We start from the raw sequence: 15,502 nt of genomic DNA, 5'->3' as shown, positions 1-15,502 counted from the left end.
CCGGCCGCCTGTACGGGCGGCCGGGGCCCCGTCGGTTCTCGGCCATTCGACCGTGGAGGTCACGGAAAGGTCTCTTCCGGGGTACTGACGCGGCCTCGTCGATGTGGCTAACATCACGCAAGCGCGGCGATGTTGCCGTGGCATTACGGAGGTGCGACGTGCTGCCAGTACGGGGACAAGACGGCCGTGCCGCCAGGTTTGCGCGCATCCTGGGCACACGTACCGCCTGGACGCCGGTCGGCGACGGCGAGTTCTTCTGCCCCGGCTGCGGGGGCGACCGCAACTACCAGCGGCTGACCGGCCGCCGGCGCTTCACCTTCCTCGGCGTGCCCGTGCTGCCGCGCGGCGAGACCGGGCCGGTCGTCGAGTGCGCGGCCTGCCGCCGCCACTTCGGCGCCGACGTCCTGGACCACCCCACCACCACCCGCTTCTCCGCGATGCTCCGCGACGCCGTCCACACCGTCGCCCTCGCCGTCCTGGCGGCCGGCGGCAGCTGCGCCCGTACGTCCCTGGAGGCCGCCGCGGCCACGGTCCGGGCCGCCGGCTTCGAGGACTGCACGGAGGACCAGCTCGGCGCTCTCGTCGAAGCCCTCGCGGCGGACACCGGCCGCGTCCTCGGGCCGCCCTGCGGCGCCGGTCTGGCCATAGAACTCCACGAGGCCCTGGACCCGCTCACCCCCCACCTCGCCGCGGTGGGCCGCGAGTCGATCCTCCTCCAGGGCGCCCGGATCGCCCTGGCCGACGGCCCCTACACCCCCGCCGAACGGGACGTTCTGGCGACGGTGGGGGCGGCGCTGTCGATCTGCACGGACGACGTGACCCGCCTGCTGGCGGCGGCCCGCACGCCGTCGTAGGGACCGGCGCCCGGCCGCGCGTGCCCACCGGTCGCGAAGCAGCGCCCCGCCCGGTACTCCCCCGGGAGTAACGCACCCGTCCGGCCACCCCGCGCAGTACGCCCGAACTCGCCCTCACGCGCGACGAAACCCGCCCCCCGCCCCGGAAGTCTGGATCGCGTAAGCAGACACCCGTGCCGGAGGGAGGCCCGTTCCATGGGGGCCGGAGAGACAAGTACGCGGGGGCGGCTGCGGGCCGTGCCCTGGGCGGTGCTCGCGTTGTGGGTGGGGGTGCTGGCGGTCGTCGGGCCGTTCGCGGCGAAGCTCGCCGACGTGCAGCACGACCGGGTCACCGACTATCTGCCCGCGAGCGCCGATTCCACCCGGGTGGCCAGGATCCAGGACCGGCTGCCGGGCGGGGAGACCACCGAACTGGTGCTGGTGTACCACCGCGACGGCGGACTGACCGCGGCCGACCGGTCCCTCGCGGGGGAGCAGGTCGAGCGGATCGCCGGGCGGCACGCGCTGACCACGACACCGCAGGGCGTGCCCTCCACGGACGGCACCACCCTCATGTACCCGGTCGCCAGCAACGAGCCCGGCACCGACGAGGACAGGCGCGACGCCCTCGTCGACGACGTACGCGAAGTCGCCCACGGGGAGGGCGGACTGAGCGTCCGGGTGGGCGGCCCGGGGGCGCTCGCCACGGACGCCGCGGGGGTCTACGACTCGCTCGGCGGACCGCTGCTCTACACGACCGTCGCCGTCGTGGCCCTCCTGCTGATCCTCATCTACCGCAGCCCGGTGCTGTGGCTCGTCCCGCTCGTCGTCGCGGGCGTCGCCGACTACCTCTCCACGGGCGTCGCCTACGGACTCCACCAGGCGTTCGGGACCACGGTGTCGGGGCAGAGCACCGGCGTCATGACCATCCTCGTCTTCGGCGCGGGCACGGACTACGCCCTGCTGCTCGTCTCCCGCTACCGGGAGGAACTGCGCCGGCACGAGCGGCCGTACGACGCGATGCGGGCCGCTCTGCGCGGCTGCGGGCCCGCCGTGCTGGCCTCCTCCGCGACGGTCGCCGCCGGGCTGCTGTGCCTGCTCGCCGCCGACCTCAACAGCAGCCGAGGGATGGGCCCGCTGGGCACGGTGGGCGTGCTGTGCGCGCTCGTGGCGATGCTCACGCTGCTGCCCGCGGTGCTCGTGCTGCTGGGCCGCCGGGTGTTCTGGCCGCTCGTGCCCGCGTACGGCGGCACGCCCAGGGAGCGGCGCTCACTGTTCGCCGCGATGGGCACCTCGGCGGGCCGGCGCCCGCTGGTGGTCCTCGCCGGCGGCGCCGTCCTGCTCGGCGCGCTCGCCCTCGGGACCCTGAACCTGCCCGGCGCGCTCAAGCAGGAGGACGCCTTCGTCGACCGGCCCGAGTCGGTGACCGCGATGCGGACGCTGGCCGAGGCCTACCCCGAGCGCTCCAGCCAGCCCATCACCGTCATCACCCCGGCCGGCCGCGCCGGCCCGACACTGACGGCGGTCCGCGGCACGCCGGGCGTCGACAGCGCGCGCAAGGGCCGCAGCGGAGACGGCTGGACCGAGATCTCCGTCATCGCCTCGGACGCCCCCCAGTCGGCGGGCGAGACCCGCACCATCGAGGAACTCCGGCGCGAGCTGAAGGGCTCCTACGTCGGCGGGCCCAGCGCCCAGCAGCTCGACCTCGGCGACACCGCCGCGCGCGACCGGCTCGTCGTCGTGCCGATCGTCCTGGCCTGCGTGCTGCTGATCCTGGTCCTGCTGCTGCGCTCGCTGGTCGCGCCGCTGATGCTGGTCGCCGCCGTGGTCGCGGTGTGGGGCGCGGCGCTCGGCATCGGCGGGCTGGTGTTCGGGCCGCTGTTCGGCTTCGGCGGCACGGATCCGGGGCTCGGGCTGCTGTCCTTCGTGTTCCTGGTGGCCCTCGGCGTCGACTACGGCATCTTCCTGATGCACCGGATGCGCGAGGAGTCGAGGAACGGCGCGGAACCCGTCGCCGCCGCGCTGACCGCGCTGCGCACCACCGGCGGGGTCATCGCCTCGGCGGGCCTGGTCCTCGCCGCGACCTTCGCCGTGCTCACCGACATGGGGCTGGTGCAACTCGTCGAGCTGGGCTTCGTGATCGCGGTCGGCGTGCTGCTGGACACCTTCCTCGTCCGGACCTACCTGGTGACCAGCGCGAGCGTCGCGCTCGGGCGGACGGTGTGGTGGCCGGGCCGGCTGTCGCGCACGCCCGGCCCGCTGCGGCCGAAGCGGCAGCCGGAACCCGTGTGACCGCCGGGCGCCCCTGTCTGCCGCAGGGGCGCCCTCCTACCGGAAGATGAACCCGTGCAGCCCACCACCGTGCCGCCCCGCCGCAGCGAACGCATCATGGCGGCGGTCAACCGCGACCCCCGCACCGCCCCGCACGCCACCCGCAACGACGCGTGGCTGGCGGCGGCGGTCGCCGTGCTCTGCGCGGTGATCGCCCTGACCACCGGCGCGGGGCAGCGGCCCGACGCGCTCGGCTGGGCCCTGCTGCTCGCCCTCCCCGTGCCACTGGTGTGGCGGCGGCGCCGCCCGCTGCTCGTGCTGGCCCTGGTCGTGGCCCTCGTCGTGCCCTACCACGCCCTCGACAACAACCACGCGGCCCCGACCCCGGCCGAGTACACCGCGCTCTACACCGTCGCCGTCACCGGCCGCCCGCTGCGCACCGTGCTGACGGGCCTGGCCGTCCTCGCCGTCTCCGTCAGCGTGATGCTCGAGGTCGACACCCACCAGGCCGTCGAACTGCTGCGGGTGTCCGGCTGGGTGATCGCGGTGCTCTTCCTCGGCGTCGACGTCCGCTACTACCGCCAGTACGTCGCCTCGATCGTCGACCGTGCCGTGCGCGCCGAACGCACCCGCGAGGAGGAGGCCCGCCGGCGCGTCGCGGAGGAACGGCTGCGGATCGCCCGCGACCTGCACGACCTGCTGGCGCACAGCATCACCCTGATCGGCGTCCAGACGTCGGTGGCCGCGCACGTCCTCGCCGCCGACCCCGAACGGCTCGACCGCACGGCCGTCGCCCAGGCCCTCGACGACATCGCCGAGACCTGCCGGTCGGCGCGCGGCGAACTGCGGACCACCCTCGAGGTGCTCCGCGAGCACGACTCGCCGGAGGTGGGCGGCCCGTTGCCCGGCCTGCACGGCCTGGCCGACCTCGCGGCGGCCGCCCGGACGGCCGGGGCACGGGTCGAACTGTCCGTGACGGCCGACGCGGCCCCGCCCGCGGTCGGGGCCGCCGCCTACCGGATCGTGCAGGAGGCGCTGACCAACGCCGTGCGCCACGGCGGCCGGGACGACCTCACCGTGCGGGTCAGCGTGGCCGGCGGTGCGGACGCCCTCCGGGTGAACGTCACCGACGACGGGGCCGGCGCCGGCGCCGGACCGCCCGGCTTCGGGCTCGTCGGGATGCGCGAACGGGCCCGCAGCGTGGGCGGCACGATGGCCGCAGGACCCGGCGCCGACGGCGGCTTCGAGGTGACGGCACTGCTGCCGCTGGGAGGGACCGAATGACGATCCGCGTACTGCTCGCCGACGACCAGACCCTGGTACGGGCCGCGTTCGCGATGCTCGTCGAGTCGGCGCGGGACATGGAGGTGGTCGGACAGGCGGCCACCGGACGGGAGGCCGTCGCGCTGGCCCGCACCCGGCGCGCGGACCTGGTCGTGATGGACATCCGCATGCCCGACCTGGACGGCATCGAGGCCACCCGCCTGATCGCGGCGGACGAGGACCTGGCGGGCGTGCGCGTGCTGGTCCTGACCACGTACGACACCGACGAGAACATCGTCGAGGCCCTGCGGGCCGGCGCCTCCGGCTTCCTGGTGAAGGACACCCGGCCGGCCGAACTCCTCGACGGCATCCGCACGGTGGCGGCCGGCGAGGCACTGCTCTCGCCGGGGCCGACCGCCCGGCTGATCGCGCGGTTCCTGCGCGGCCCCTCGGTGCCGGTCGCGGCGGGCGGCCCCGAGTGCCTGTCCGACCGGGAGCGCGAGGTGCTCGCCCTCGTCGCGCGCGGACTCAACAACACCGAGGTCGCGGAGGCGTTGGGGCTGAGCCCGCTGACCGCGAAGACCCACGTGAGCCGGATCATGGGGAAGCTGGCGGCGCGGGACCGGGCACAGTTGGTCATCGTGGCGTACGAGTCAGGGATGGTGACTCCGGGGAGCATGTGACGGACAGGTCGGTGTCCCGCAGGGGACGACACCTCCGTAAAGGGAGAGCGATGACCCGCCTCACCCGCACACTCCTGACCGCCGCCGTACTCCTCGCCCCGCTCGCCGTCACGACCCAGACCGCCTCCGCCGCCACCGGCTGCGCCTCCTCCGTGCCGTACGTCTCGGGCGAGGGCGGCTACGACACGTACCGCATCCCCGCCGCCGTCACCACCCGCCGGGGCACGCTCCTCGCCTTCGCCGAGGGCCGGCACACCGGCGCCGCCGACACCGGCGACATCGATGTCGTGCTGCGCCGCTCCGCCGACGGCGGCTGCACCTGGGGCCCGATGGCCGTCGTCGCCGCCGGGGACGGGGACACCCGGGGCAACCCGGCGCCGGTGGTCGATCCGCGCACGGGTGCGGTCGTGCTGGTCACCTCGTACAACAGCGGTGCCGTGACCGAGGCGCAGATCATGCGCGGGGAGGTCACACCCGAGCAGAGCCGCCGGGTGTTCGTGCAGCGCAGCTGGGACGACGGGGGGCACTTCACGCCCCCGCGCGACATCACCGCCGCGGTGAAGCCGGCGGGCTGGCGCTGGTACGCGACCGGGCCCGGGCACGCGGTCGCCCTCACCCGGGGCCGGCACGCGGGCCGGCTGGTCGTGCCCGCCAACCACTCGGCCGCGCCGCCCGCCGGGTCGGCGGACACGGGGCAGGAGGCCAGGTACTACGGGGCGCACGCGCTCTACAGCGACGACGGCGGGCGCAGCTGGCGGCTCGGCTTCGTGGACGACTCCTACGACGGCGTGAACAACTCCAACGAGTCCAGCGCGACGCAGCTCCCGGACGGCCGGCTGTACTTCAGCTCCCGGGACCAGAACGGCACGAGCCCCGGCAACCGCCTCGACAGCTACTCCGCCGACGGTGCGCGGGCCCTGTCCCGGCCCTACGCCGTGCAGCCCACGCTGAACGACGTGCCGGTGGTCGAAGGCAGCGTCCTGCAACTCCGCGGCACCGGCGCCCCGTTGCTGTTCTCCGGCCCGTCCGTGCCGACCGCCCGCCGGTCCATGGCGATCTGGCGCAGCGCGGACGGCGGGGCGAGCTTCACCAGGGCGATGACGTTGTCGGCGGACTGGGCGGCGTATTCGGACCTGGTGCAGGTCGGCCACGGGACGGCGGGGATCCTGTACGAGACGGGGGTGACGGGGCCGTACGAGCGGATCGAGTTCCGCGTCCTCGGCCCCTCCGGCCTCTGAGGAGCGGGGGTCCTGGGGCAGCGCCCCCGGAACGGGGCGGGTAGGGGCGGCGGGGGCGAGGAAACCGGCTACAGCAGCCCCGCCGTGGCCAGGAACTTGCCTACCCGCTCCACCTCCTCCGCCGACAGCCGCACCTGCGGCTCCGCCGTCAGCGGACAGTCGATGACGCCCCGCAGGTGCAGTGCCGCCTTGAACGCCCCCAGCGCCGACGAGCTGCCGCCCATCCGCGCGGGATCGCCCACGCCCACCATGCCGAACAGCGCGCACAGCCGTTCCTGCTCGGCCCGCGCCAGCGGCCAGTCGCCGCCGCGGCAGAGCCGGTCGAGGCGGACGTAGCCGTGCGGGTCGACGTTGGCGAGCCCGGGCACCGCCCCGTCCGCGCCCAGCGCGAGCGCGGCGTCGACGACGAGTTCGGAGCCGGTCAGGGCGCTGAATCCGGTGATGCCGGGGTGGGCGCGGGCACCGGTGACGACCTCGCGGAAGGCGGCGAGGTCGCCGCTGGAGTCCTTGAGGCCGGCCAGCACGCCGTCCGCCGCCAGCTCCAGGACGAGGGCGGCGGGGAGCTTGGTGTGGACGGCGGAGGGGATGTCGTAGGCGATGACGGGGAGGGAGCCGACGGCCGCGACGAGGCGGAAGTGGCGGGCGATCTCCGCCGGATGGGTGCGGGTGTAGAAGGGGGCGGCCACCACGACGGCGTCCGCCCCGGCCTCCGTCACAGACCGCACGTGGTCCAGGACCCGTGGCGTCGTCATGTCGATCGTCCCCGCCAGCACGGGCAGCCGGCCGCCTACGTGCGCGGCCACCGTCTCCACGACCAGCCGCCGCTGCCGGTCCGTCAGATAGGCGGCCTCCGATGTCGAGCCGAGCACGAACAGTCCGTGCACTCCGCCGTCCACCAGGTGGTCGACGAGTCTGCGGAGCGAGCGGACGTCCACCTCGCGGTCCGGTGTCAGGGGGGTGCAGACGGGCGGGACGACACCGGTGAGCGGGGTGGGGATCGTCATGAAGGCTCCCTGGGGTGCTGGCTCTGATGGACGAGGTCGCGGGTGGGCCGGTCCTCCTCCACAGGATGGTGGCAGCGGAAGCGGTGCGCGGGGCTCGACGCGGCCGAGAAGTCCGGCATGTCGGACGCGCACACCTCGTCCGCCTTCCAGCAGCGGGTGCGGAAAGGGCAGCCGCTCGGCGGCCGGGTCGCCGACGGGACCGGGCCGGTGAGCGGGATCGGGTCGATGGGGTCCAGCAGGCCGGGGGTGGCGGAGAACAGGGCGCGGGTGTACGGGTGCCGGGCGCCGTCGGTGACCCGGTCTGCCGGGCACTCCTCGACGATCCGGCCCAGGTACATGGTGATCACCCGGTCGCTCATCCGGCGTACCGTCTGGATGTCGTGCGACACGAAGACCATGGCCAGGCCCAGGCGTTCCTTCAGGTCCAGCAGCAGGTTGAGGATCTGCGCGCGGACCGACACGTCCAGTGCGCTGGTCGGCTCGTCGGCCACCACCAAGTCGGGTTCGAGGGCCAGGGCGCGGGCGATGGCCACGCGCTGCCGCTGGCCGCCGGAGAGCTGTCCGGGCAGGCCGTCGGCCAGCGCCCGGGGCAGACCGACCAGGGACATCAGCTCCCGTACCCGTTCCTCGCGCTGCGCCGCGGTGCCCCGGCCGTGCACGTCCAGCGGGTCGCGCAGGATCCGGCGTACCGTCAGCCGGCGGTTGAGCGCGGTGGACGGGTCCTGGAAGATCATGCCGGTGCCCGCCCCGACGGCCGTCCGGCGTTCGGCGGGCGGCATGGCCCACAGGTCGCGGTCGCGGAAGGACACCGTGCCGGCGGTCGGCCGCTGGACGCCCACCAGCACCTTCGCCAGGGTCGACTTGCCGCAGCCGGACTCGCCGACCACGCCGACCGTCTCGCCGGGCGCGATGGTGAGTCCGGCGCCGGTCAGGGCGTACACCCGGTCCCGGGTGAACAGGCCGCCACTGCGGGCCTTGTGCACGACGTGCACGTCGGACAGTTCCACCAGGGCTGTCATGTCACCGGCTCGCTCTCCGAGGTGTCCGAGGTGTCCGAGGTGTCGGAGGTGTCGGAGTCGGCCGAGTCATCCGAGTCGGCCGGGTTCTCCGTGGTCACCAGGTCCACCGCCGGGTGGTGGCAGGCCGCCGTGTGGGTGCGCGGACCCACCAGGTCCGGTGCCGTCGTCCGGCAGACGTCGTCGGCAAGGGGGCAGCGGTCGGCGAAGCGGCAGCCGGGCGGGAAGTCGGCGGGGGAGGGGACGACGCCTCTGATCTGCGTCATGCGTTCGGCCGCCGACTCCAGGGACAGCACGCTGCCGAGCAGCCCGCGCGTGTAGTGGTGGGCGGGAGCCTCCACCAGGTCGGCGGTCACACCCGTCTCGACGATCTGTCCGCCGTACATCACCACGACCCGGTCCGTGACGTCGGCGACCAGCGCCAGGTCGTGCGAGACGAGGATCAGCGCGAACCCCAGTTCCGCCCGCAGCCGCAGCAGCAGCTCTATGACCTGCGCCTGCACGGTCACGTCCAGGGCGGTCGTCGGCTCGTCGGCGACGATCAGCTTCGGCTCGCGGGAGAGGGCCATGGCGATCAGGACCCGCTGGCGCTGGCCGCCGGAGAGTTCGTGGGGGTAGCTGCGCAGCGTGCGGCCGGGGTCCAGGCCGACCAGCCCCAGGAGTTCGGCGGGGCCGCGCCGGCCACCGCGCCGGACGACCTGCTTCAGCTGGGCGCGGATCGTCATCGCCGGGTTGAGCGACGACAGCGCGTCCTGGTAGATCATCGCCATCTCGTGGCCGAGGAGCCTGCGGCGCACCCGCATCGGTTCGGCCAGCAGGTCGCGCTGGTCGAAGCGGACCTGGCCGCGCACCCGGGCGCCCTTCGGCTGGAGCCCCATGACGGCGAGCGCGGTGAGCGACTTGCCGCAGCCCGACTCGCCGACCAGGCCGAGGACCTCGCCGGCCTGCACCTCGAAGCTGATGCCGTCGACGATGTCCACGCCCCGGTGACGGTCCGCGAAGCCGATGGCGAGGTTCTCCACCGCGAGCACCGGCGGCCCCTCGGGCAGCGGGCGGGCGCGGGCGCGCAGCCGCTCGGCGGCCTCGGCGAGGGAGGGCAGCGGCAGGATCTCGCCGCTGCCCGGCTCGGGCTTCTCCAGCCGGTCCTCGCGCGCGTCCGGCGCCACCTCGCGCGCCGCCGGAGCCGCCCACGCGTCGGAGACGCCCTCGGAGAGGATGTTCAGGGACAGGACGGTGACCAGGATCAGCAGACCGGGGAAGACCGTCGCCCACCAGCCGCCGGTCAGCACCATGTTCTTGCCGTCCGCGATCACACTGCCCCACGACGGGTCGGGCGGCCGAACGCCCGCGCCGATGAACGACAGCGACGCCTCGAAGACGATCGCCTCGGCGACCTGGACGGTGCAGTACACCAGCACCGGCGCGGCGCAGTTGACGGCGACATGGCGCAGCACGATGTGCGCGGTGCGGGCGCCGATGACCCGTTCCGCCGTCACGTAGTCCTCGCCGTACTGGTCGAGCACGTTCGCGCGGACGACCCGGGCCACCGGCGGTGTGAACAGGAACGCGATCGCGCAGATCAGTACGGTGATGCCGCCGTCGAAGACCGCGACCAGCACGGCCGCCAGCGCGATGCCGGGGAACGCCATCACCACGTCCAGGCAGCGCATCAGCGTCTCGTCGACCGCCTTGCGCGAGGTGGCGGCGACCGCGCCGAGCAGGGCGCCGACGGCCAGGGCGAGCGCGGTCGCGCCCAGCCCGATCGCCAGGGACCAGCGGGCGCCGTACATCAGCCGGCTGAGGATGTCCCGGCCGAGGCTGTCCTGGCCCATCCAGTGGTGGACCGAGGGATGTCCGGTGCCGTCGACGGGAGGCTGCTGGTCGAGCGGGTCGTGCGGTGCGAGCAGCGGTGCGAGGAGCGCCGTCAGCACCACCACGGCCAGGAAGCATACGGCGACCCTCGACAGCGGCGGCAGCCGGCGCCAGCCGCGCAGCCGGACACCGGGCCGGGCGAGGGCCTGGGTGAGGCTCTTGCGGGTGAAGGTCATGCGGCCTCCCTCAGACGCGGGTTGACCAGCAGATAAAGGACGTCGATGACGAGGTTGACGACGACGAAGCCGGTCGCGGTGGTCAGGACCACGCCCTGGACGACGGCCGGGTCGCCGTTCTGCACGGCGTCGATCATCAGCTTGCCCATGCCGGGCAGCGAGAAGATGGTCTCGATGACGACGGCGCCGCCCAGCAGATAGCCGACGCGCAGTCCGAGCACGGTCAGCGGGTTGATGAGCGCGTTCCTGAGCACATTGCGGCCCACCACGACCCGAGGCGGCAGCCCGCTGCCGATCGCCGTCCGTACGTAGTCCTTGTCCAGCTCCTCCACCACGGCCGTCCGTACGATGCGGGTGAGCTGCGCCGCCACCGGCAGGGACAGCGCGAGGGCCGGGAGCGTCATCGTCTTCAGCCAGCCGGTGAAGGAGTCGGCCGGGTTGATGTAGCCGCCGGCCGGGAACCAGCCCTGGTCGACCGCCAGGTACTGGATCATCAGCAGTGCCAGCCAGAAGGCGGGCGCGGCGACCCCGGTGAGGGAGACGACCCGGATGATCTGGTCGGGCAGCCGGTCCCGGTAGATCGCGGCGGTCACCCCGCCGGCCAGCGACAGCACCACCGCGATGCCGAGCCCCAGGAAGGTCAGCTGGAGGGTGAGCGGCAGCGCGGTGGTGACCTGCTCGACGACCGGGGCCCGGGTCAGGGCGCTGGTGCCCAGGTCGCCGTGGAGCAGGTCGCCGATGAAGTCGACGTAACGGACGGGCAGCGGGTCCAGCAGGCCGTTGCGCTCGCGGAAGTCGTGCAGTTGCTGCGGGGTCGGGTTGGCGCCCTGGAAGAACGCGGACGCCGGGTCGACGTCCGAGAAGCGCATCACCAGGAACACGAACAGCACGATGCCCAGCATCAGCGGGACGAGCAGGGCGACACGGCGGGCCAGGATCCTGGCGACGGCGATCACGGAGACGACTCCCCGGGCCCTAGGCCCACTTGGCCTGGAGAAGGTTCACGCCGGGGTACGGCTGGGCCCTTATGCCGCTGAGCCTGCTGGGGTCCCAGGCGGTCATCAGCTCGTTGTGGACGACCGGGTAGAGCACGGCCTGCTCGGCGACGACGTCGACGTAGTCCTGGATCACCGCCTTCTTCCGGTCGGCGTCCGGCTCCTGGGTGGCCCGGTCCATGTCCTTGAAGAGCTGCTTGGCGACGGGGTTCCCGGCCCAGCGGGCGTACTGCATCCAGAGGTTCTGGGGCCCGTAGTTGTAGTGCATGATCAGGTCGGCGTCGAGACCGAACTGGTTGGGGTTCGAGGCGGCCGCGACGACCTGGTAGTCCTGCTTCTGGTCCATCTTGGTGAAGACGGCCGTGGTCTCCTGCGGGGAGAGCGTGGTCCGCACGCCGATCGCGTCCCAGGAGGCCTTGATGGTCGGCAGGCAGTCGACGATCCAGCTCACGTTCACCGCGAGGATGTCGATCTCCAGTCCGCTCACCCCGGCCGCCTTCAGCAGCGCCTTCGCCTTCTCGGGGTCGTAGTCGTAGACCGTCTTCGCCCGCCGGTAGGACGGGTTGCCCTCGTTGAGGAAGGACGAGGACGGCTTGCCGTGGCCCTTGAGGGCGACCTCGACCATCTTCCCGGTGTCGATGGCGTAGTGCAGCGCCTGGCGGACCCGCACGTCGTCGAACGGCTTGTGCTGGGTGTTGAACATCAGGAACAGGTTGTTCATCCCGGCCCCGCCGGCCACCGACAGGCCGCCCTTCTCCAGTTGCCGGATGTTGGCGTACGGGATGTTGTCGGAGATCTGCGCCCCCGCGCTCGTCCCGGAGATCCGGGCGACGCGCGAGGCGGCGTCCACGATCGTGAGCCAGTTCATCTTCTTGAAGGCGGCCTTGCGCGGGCCGTTGTATTCGGCGAACGCCTCGAAGGTGGTGTTGGACTTGGGGTGGTGCGCGCTCTGCCGGTACGGCCCCGAGCCCACCGCCTTGCCCTTGATCGCGTCGTCCCAGGCGCCGGGCTGCGAGAAGACGTGTTTCGGCATGATCTTGGCGAGGGTGAGCCGGGAGACCCCCTCCGGGAAGGGGAACTTCAGCACCAGCTCGACGTTCTGCGCGTCGACCTTGCGGACTTCCTTCAGCCAGCTCGCGAAGAACCCCTTGGCGAGGGTCTGGGTGTTCGGGTCGAGGATCCGCTCGAAGACGAACACGACGTCGTCGGCGGTGACCGGCTTCCCGTCGTGGAACGTCGCGCCCTCGCGCAGCGTGAACTTCCACGAGGTGCCGGACAGGTCCGCCGGCACCTGGGTCGCCAGCGCCGCGTACGGCTCGCGGGAGATCGGGTCGGTGTCGAGCAGTCCCTCGTAGATGTGGGCGTTGGCGGCCATGGCGAAGGCGGACGCCGTCTGCGTCGGGTCCCAGCTGCCGTCGTTGCCGTAGCCGATGACCGCGGTCAGCGTGCGGCTCGCGCCGCTGCCCCCGCCGCCGGTGTCGTTGGTGGACTCCGGCCCGGACGAGCAGGCCGACAGCGACGACGAGAGCGCCGCGGCCGCGCCCAGCGCGCCGGTGTACTTCAGGAACGACCGGCGGTGCAGCGCCGGAACGTCGTTGGTCACGTCGCGCACGGTTCCTCCAGCGAAGGAGTTCGGGGAGCGAGGAAGGAGGGGAACGGGGTGGGAAGGCAGGGCGAGAAGGGTGGGCTGCCGAGGAGATACGACGTCCTACGTCCTGTCGGTCAGCGCGACCATAGGAGGGGCCGTGGGGGTGGTCAAGGGATCGCACACGAATGGCGGTATCCGTCAGAGGTCCGACCAATGGCACTGTGAAATGGCTGGAGTTGATGCTCTATCAGGCTCTTCGGCACGCTGGATACCGCCGGACGTGGGACGTGGGACGTCCGATGGCCGTACGATGCGGCGCATGCCCGGGGAGCCCAGGAACAGTCGGATCCGGCGCGAGGTCGTCCAGCTGATCCTGGACCGCAAGCTCCGGCCCGGTGCGGCGCTGCCCACCGAGGCGGAGCTGATGGAGGATCTCGGGGTCAGCCGCAACTCCGTGCGCGAGGCCCTCAAGGCGCTCCAGGCGCTCGACATCGTCGAGATCAGGCACGGCTACGGCACCTATGTCGGGCAGGCCTCGCTGACCCCGCTGGTCGACGGGCTGACCTTCCGCACGCTCGCCCGGCACGACGACGACGCGGGCGCCCTCGCCGAGATCCTCCAGGTGCGCGAGGTGCTGGAGGAGGGGCTGATCCGCCGGGTGGCGGCCACGCTCTCCGAACCGGAGCTGGACCGGTTGGAGGCGGTGGTGGCCCGGATGGAGGAGGCGGGCCGGGCCGGCCGCCCCTTCCCCCAACTCGACCGCGAGTTCCATGAGTTGCTCTACACCTCGCTCGGCAACGCGCTCGTGTCGCAGCTGCTCGGCGCGTTCTGGACGGTGTTCCGGCGCGTCTCCGGCGCCCGCGGGCGCCCCGACGACCCCGCCCCCGGCCTCACCGTGCGCCGCCACCGCGACATCGTGACCGCGTTGCGCGCCCACGACGTGGAGGGCGCGCAACGCGCGATGGCCGTCCACTTCCACGGCATCGAGGCCCGGGCGGGCCGCCCGAACGACCGCGAGCAGGGCCCGACCGCGCGCCCGCGGGTGGGACCCTAGGGCAGGGTCTTCGGGTGGTACTTGCCCCGGTCGGAGTCGTGGACGGGGGCTCAGAGGAAGAGCATCATGAGCAGGCGGTGCTGATTCAGGCCGAAGTAGTCCTTGCGGGGCGCGCCTTCCGGTGTGAAGCCCAGTGAGCGGTAGAGCACAACGGCCGAGTCGTTGCCGGGCTCGACGGTGAGCCGGACCTCCTTCACCCCCTCGGAGCGCAGGTGGTCGAGGATTCCGGCCATCATCTTGCGGCCCAGCCCCTGGCGCTGGAGGCCCGGGGTGATGGCGAGGCTGAGTATCCAGCTGAGGTCGCGGTTCGGCGCGGTGGCGAGCACGTAGCCGAGGATGCTCGCGCCGTCGTCCAGGACGAGCATGTGGTCGCCGTACGCGTCGAAGAACTGGCGCAGCACGAAGTAGGGGTACGGCCCGGAGGGGAAGGCCTCCGTGTCCAGGCGGACCAGTTCCGGCAGATCCGCTTCGGTGACCGCTCTGATCTGCAGAAGAGGAGGCATGTCGTCCCTTTGTGGAGGATTCGAAGATGCATACCAATGATGCGATATGCATACCGACTGGGATGGGCGCGCATGATTCCCTATCTTTGCCCGACCTCTTCTGGTCATTCAAGGCAAGAACTGGACTTGACGTGATTGGCTGGGCCGGTTCGCGTGCGTGGTGCGCTACATTGAGCCAATGACCTCGGGATCGCTAACTGACGCGGATAAGATGAACGCTGATGTCGACTGGGACAAATTTGACCCACAGGAATACATCAGCCGCAACTACCTCGCGCTTCATCCCGATGACAAGCTGATCCTGTCGATCGTCCGCGCCCACTTCAGTGATCATTTCCGGAGGAATCCGGGTCGCGTCCCCTCCGGTATCGACGCGGGTGCGGGGCCGAACCTCTACCCCGCCTTCACCATGCTTCCCTGGTGCGACGCCATCACCCAGTACGAGTGGTCGGCCGCCAACGTGGAGCATCTGCGGGAGCAGCGCCTCGACTACGCCCCCACCTGGGACCCGTTCTGGGACGTCCTGTGCGAGGGCGAGGGCGGCGAGGGGTACGCCGCGCTCGGCCCGAGCCCCAGGGAGCGGTTCAGGGACGTCGTCACCGTCAGGCCGGGGAACCTGTACGACCTCGGCGGCCCGGGCGCCGACGGCCAACCGGAACGCTGGGCGATGGGCACGATGTTCTTCGTCGCGGAGTCGATCACCGAGTCGCGCGAGGAGTTCGCGCGCGGCGTCGCCTGCTTCATGAACGCGCTGGAACCGGGCGCTCCGTTCGCTGCCGCATTCATGGAGAATTCCCGCGGATACCCTGTGGGCGGGCGGGACTTCCCGGCCAGTTATGTCGGCGCCGTGGAGATCCGGAACCAGCTGAAGGACTTCGCGAGTGATGTCGATCCCCTGCACATCGGTAAACCGGACGATCTCCGCGACGGCTACACGGGAATGATCCTGGCCTGCGGTCACCGGAACGACTGACCGCGGTCGCTTTTCGTACCTGTGTGAGGGGGC

At 72.3% G+C, this 15,502-nt stretch carries 13 protein-coding genes; 7 read left to right on the top strand and 6 right to left on the bottom strand.

What is annotated here, in order from left to right; all coding sequences use genetic code 11:
- The first annotated feature begins 158 nt into the window (after positions 1-158).
- From ACFV0T_RS14755 to ACFV0T_RS14735, 5 genes are all read left to right on the top strand, one after another.
- Positions 159-854 carry a TerB family tellurite resistance protein gene (locus ACFV0T_RS14755; protein ID WP_385778348.1) on the top strand — a complete coding sequence of 232 codons (696 nt, stop codon included), beginning with the start codon at positions 159-161 and terminating at the stop codon, positions 852-854.
- Between the two features lie 195 nt (positions 855-1,049).
- The gene (locus ACFV0T_RS14750; protein ID WP_385778346.1) at positions 1,050-3,125 is read left to right on the top strand and encodes an MMPL family transporter; all 2,076 of its coding nucleotides are present in this window, start codon (positions 1,050-1,052) and stop codon (positions 3,123-3,125) included.
- Positions 3,126-3,221: 96 nt separating this feature from the next.
- Positions 3,222-4,388: a sensor histidine kinase gene (locus tag ACFV0T_RS14745; RefSeq protein ID WP_385778352.1), complete on the top strand. Its 1,167-nt coding sequence runs from the start codon at positions 3,222-3,224 to the stop codon at positions 4,386-4,388.
- Complete coding sequence (locus ACFV0T_RS14740; RefSeq protein WP_385778344.1) at positions 4,385-5,050, top strand: response regulator; 666 nt, start codon at positions 4,385-4,387, stop codon at positions 5,048-5,050. The genes ACFV0T_RS14745 and ACFV0T_RS14740 overlap by 4 nt, the downstream gene beginning before the upstream one ends.
- Before the next feature lie 50 nt (positions 5,051-5,100).
- A complete protein-coding gene (locus ACFV0T_RS14735; protein ID WP_385778342.1) occupies positions 5,101-6,288 on the top strand; it encodes an exo-alpha-sialidase in 1,188 nt (395 codons plus the stop codon).
- Between the two features lie 68 nt (positions 6,289-6,356).
- On the opposite strand, the gene ACFV0T_RS14730 is transcribed toward ACFV0T_RS14735, so the two are convergent.
- The 5 genes from ACFV0T_RS14730 to ACFV0T_RS14710 are packed head-to-tail and all read right to left on the bottom strand — an operon-like array spanning position 6,357 to position 12,963.
- Complete coding sequence (locus tag ACFV0T_RS14730) at positions 6,357-7,292, bottom strand: dihydrodipicolinate synthase family protein (RefSeq protein ID WP_385778340.1); 936 nt, start codon at positions 7,290-7,292, stop codon at positions 6,357-6,359.
- Positions 7,289-8,311 carry an oligopeptide/dipeptide ABC transporter ATP-binding protein gene (locus tag ACFV0T_RS14725; RefSeq protein ID WP_385778338.1) on the bottom strand — a complete coding sequence of 341 codons (1,023 nt, stop codon included), beginning with the start codon at positions 8,309-8,311 and terminating at the stop codon, positions 7,289-7,291. The genes ACFV0T_RS14730 and ACFV0T_RS14725 overlap by 4 nt, the downstream gene beginning before the upstream one ends.
- Complete coding sequence (locus tag ACFV0T_RS14720) at positions 8,308-10,356, bottom strand: dipeptide/oligopeptide/nickel ABC transporter permease/ATP-binding protein (RefSeq protein WP_385778336.1); 2,049 nt, start codon at positions 10,354-10,356, stop codon at positions 8,308-8,310. Before ACFV0T_RS14720 ends, ACFV0T_RS14725 begins: the two co-directional genes overlap by 4 nt.
- Positions 10,353-11,312 carry an ABC transporter permease gene (locus ACFV0T_RS14715; RefSeq protein WP_385778334.1) on the bottom strand — a complete coding sequence of 320 codons (960 nt, stop codon included), beginning with the start codon at positions 11,310-11,312 and terminating at the stop codon, positions 10,353-10,355. The genes ACFV0T_RS14720 and ACFV0T_RS14715 overlap by 4 nt, the downstream gene beginning before the upstream one ends.
- Positions 11,313-11,331: 19 nt before the next feature.
- On the bottom strand, positions 11,332-12,963 hold the full coding sequence (locus tag ACFV0T_RS14710; protein ID WP_385778332.1) for an ABC transporter substrate-binding protein: 1,632 nt from the start codon (positions 12,961-12,963) through the stop codon (positions 11,332-11,334).
- Positions 12,964-13,258: 295 nt separating this feature from the next.
- On the opposite strand from ACFV0T_RS14710, the gene ACFV0T_RS14705 reads away from it, so the two are divergent.
- Positions 13,259-13,993, top strand: coding sequence for a FadR/GntR family transcriptional regulator (locus tag ACFV0T_RS14705; protein ID WP_385778330.1), 735 nt, complete (start codon positions 13,259-13,261; stop codon positions 13,991-13,993).
- 50 nt (positions 13,994-14,043) lie between these two features.
- Here ACFV0T_RS14705 and ACFV0T_RS14700 read toward each other — a convergent pair whose 3' ends face one another.
- Positions 14,044-14,496, bottom strand: a complete 453-nt coding sequence (locus ACFV0T_RS14700; RefSeq protein ID WP_385778328.1) for a GNAT family N-acetyltransferase — start codon at positions 14,494-14,496, stop codon at positions 14,044-14,046.
- 211 nt (positions 14,497-14,707) lie between these two features.
- Here ACFV0T_RS14700 and ACFV0T_RS14695 point away from each other — a divergent pair, with 211 nt between their 5' ends.
- The gene (locus ACFV0T_RS14695; RefSeq protein ID WP_385778326.1) at positions 14,708-15,469 is read left to right on the top strand and encodes an SCO2525 family SAM-dependent methyltransferase; all 762 of its coding nucleotides are present in this window, start codon (positions 14,708-14,710) and stop codon (positions 15,467-15,469) included.
- Positions 15,470-15,502 lie beyond the last annotated feature (33 nt).

Origin of the sequence: Streptomyces sp. NPDC059582 (assembly GCF_042735715.1) — a bacterium.
GTDB lineage: Bacteria > Actinomycetota > Actinomycetes > Streptomycetales > Streptomycetaceae > Streptomyces.
Note: the sequence above shows the minus strand (reverse complement) of the source record. Positions and strands in the feature narration are given on the sequence as shown.

Coding starts and splice junctions, on each gene's coding strand:
- ACFV0T_RS14695 (WP_385778326.1), top strand. CDS start 14,708: ATGAACGCTGATGTCGACTGGGACAAATTTGACCCACAGGAATACATC.
- ACFV0T_RS14750 (WP_385778346.1), top strand. CDS start 1,050: ATGGGGGCCGGAGAGACAAGTACGCGGGGGCGGCTGCGGGCCGTGCCC.
- ACFV0T_RS14705 (WP_385778330.1), top strand. CDS start 13,259: ATGCCCGGGGAGCCCAGGAACAGTCGGATCCGGCGCGAGGTCGTCCAG.
- ACFV0T_RS14700 (WP_385778328.1), bottom strand. CDS start 14,496: ATGCCTCCTCTTCTGCAGATCAGAGCGGTCACCGAAGCGGATCTGCCG.
- ACFV0T_RS14720 (WP_385778336.1), bottom strand. CDS start 10,356: ATGACCTTCACCCGCAAGAGCCTCACCCAGGCCCTCGCCCGGCCCGGT.
- ACFV0T_RS14725 (WP_385778338.1), bottom strand. CDS start 8,311: ATGACAGCCCTGGTGGAACTGTCCGACGTGCACGTCGTGCACAAGGCC.
- ACFV0T_RS14740 (WP_385778344.1), top strand. CDS start 4,385: ATGACGATCCGCGTACTGCTCGCCGACGACCAGACCCTGGTACGGGCC.
- ACFV0T_RS14730 (WP_385778340.1), bottom strand. CDS start 7,292: ATGACGATCCCCACCCCGCTCACCGGTGTCGTCCCGCCCGTCTGCACC.
- ACFV0T_RS14735 (WP_385778342.1), top strand. CDS start 5,101: ATGACCCGCCTCACCCGCACACTCCTGACCGCCGCCGTACTCCTCGCC.
- ACFV0T_RS14745 (WP_385778352.1), top strand. CDS start 3,222: ATGGCGGCGGTCAACCGCGACCCCCGCACCGCCCCGCACGCCACCCGC.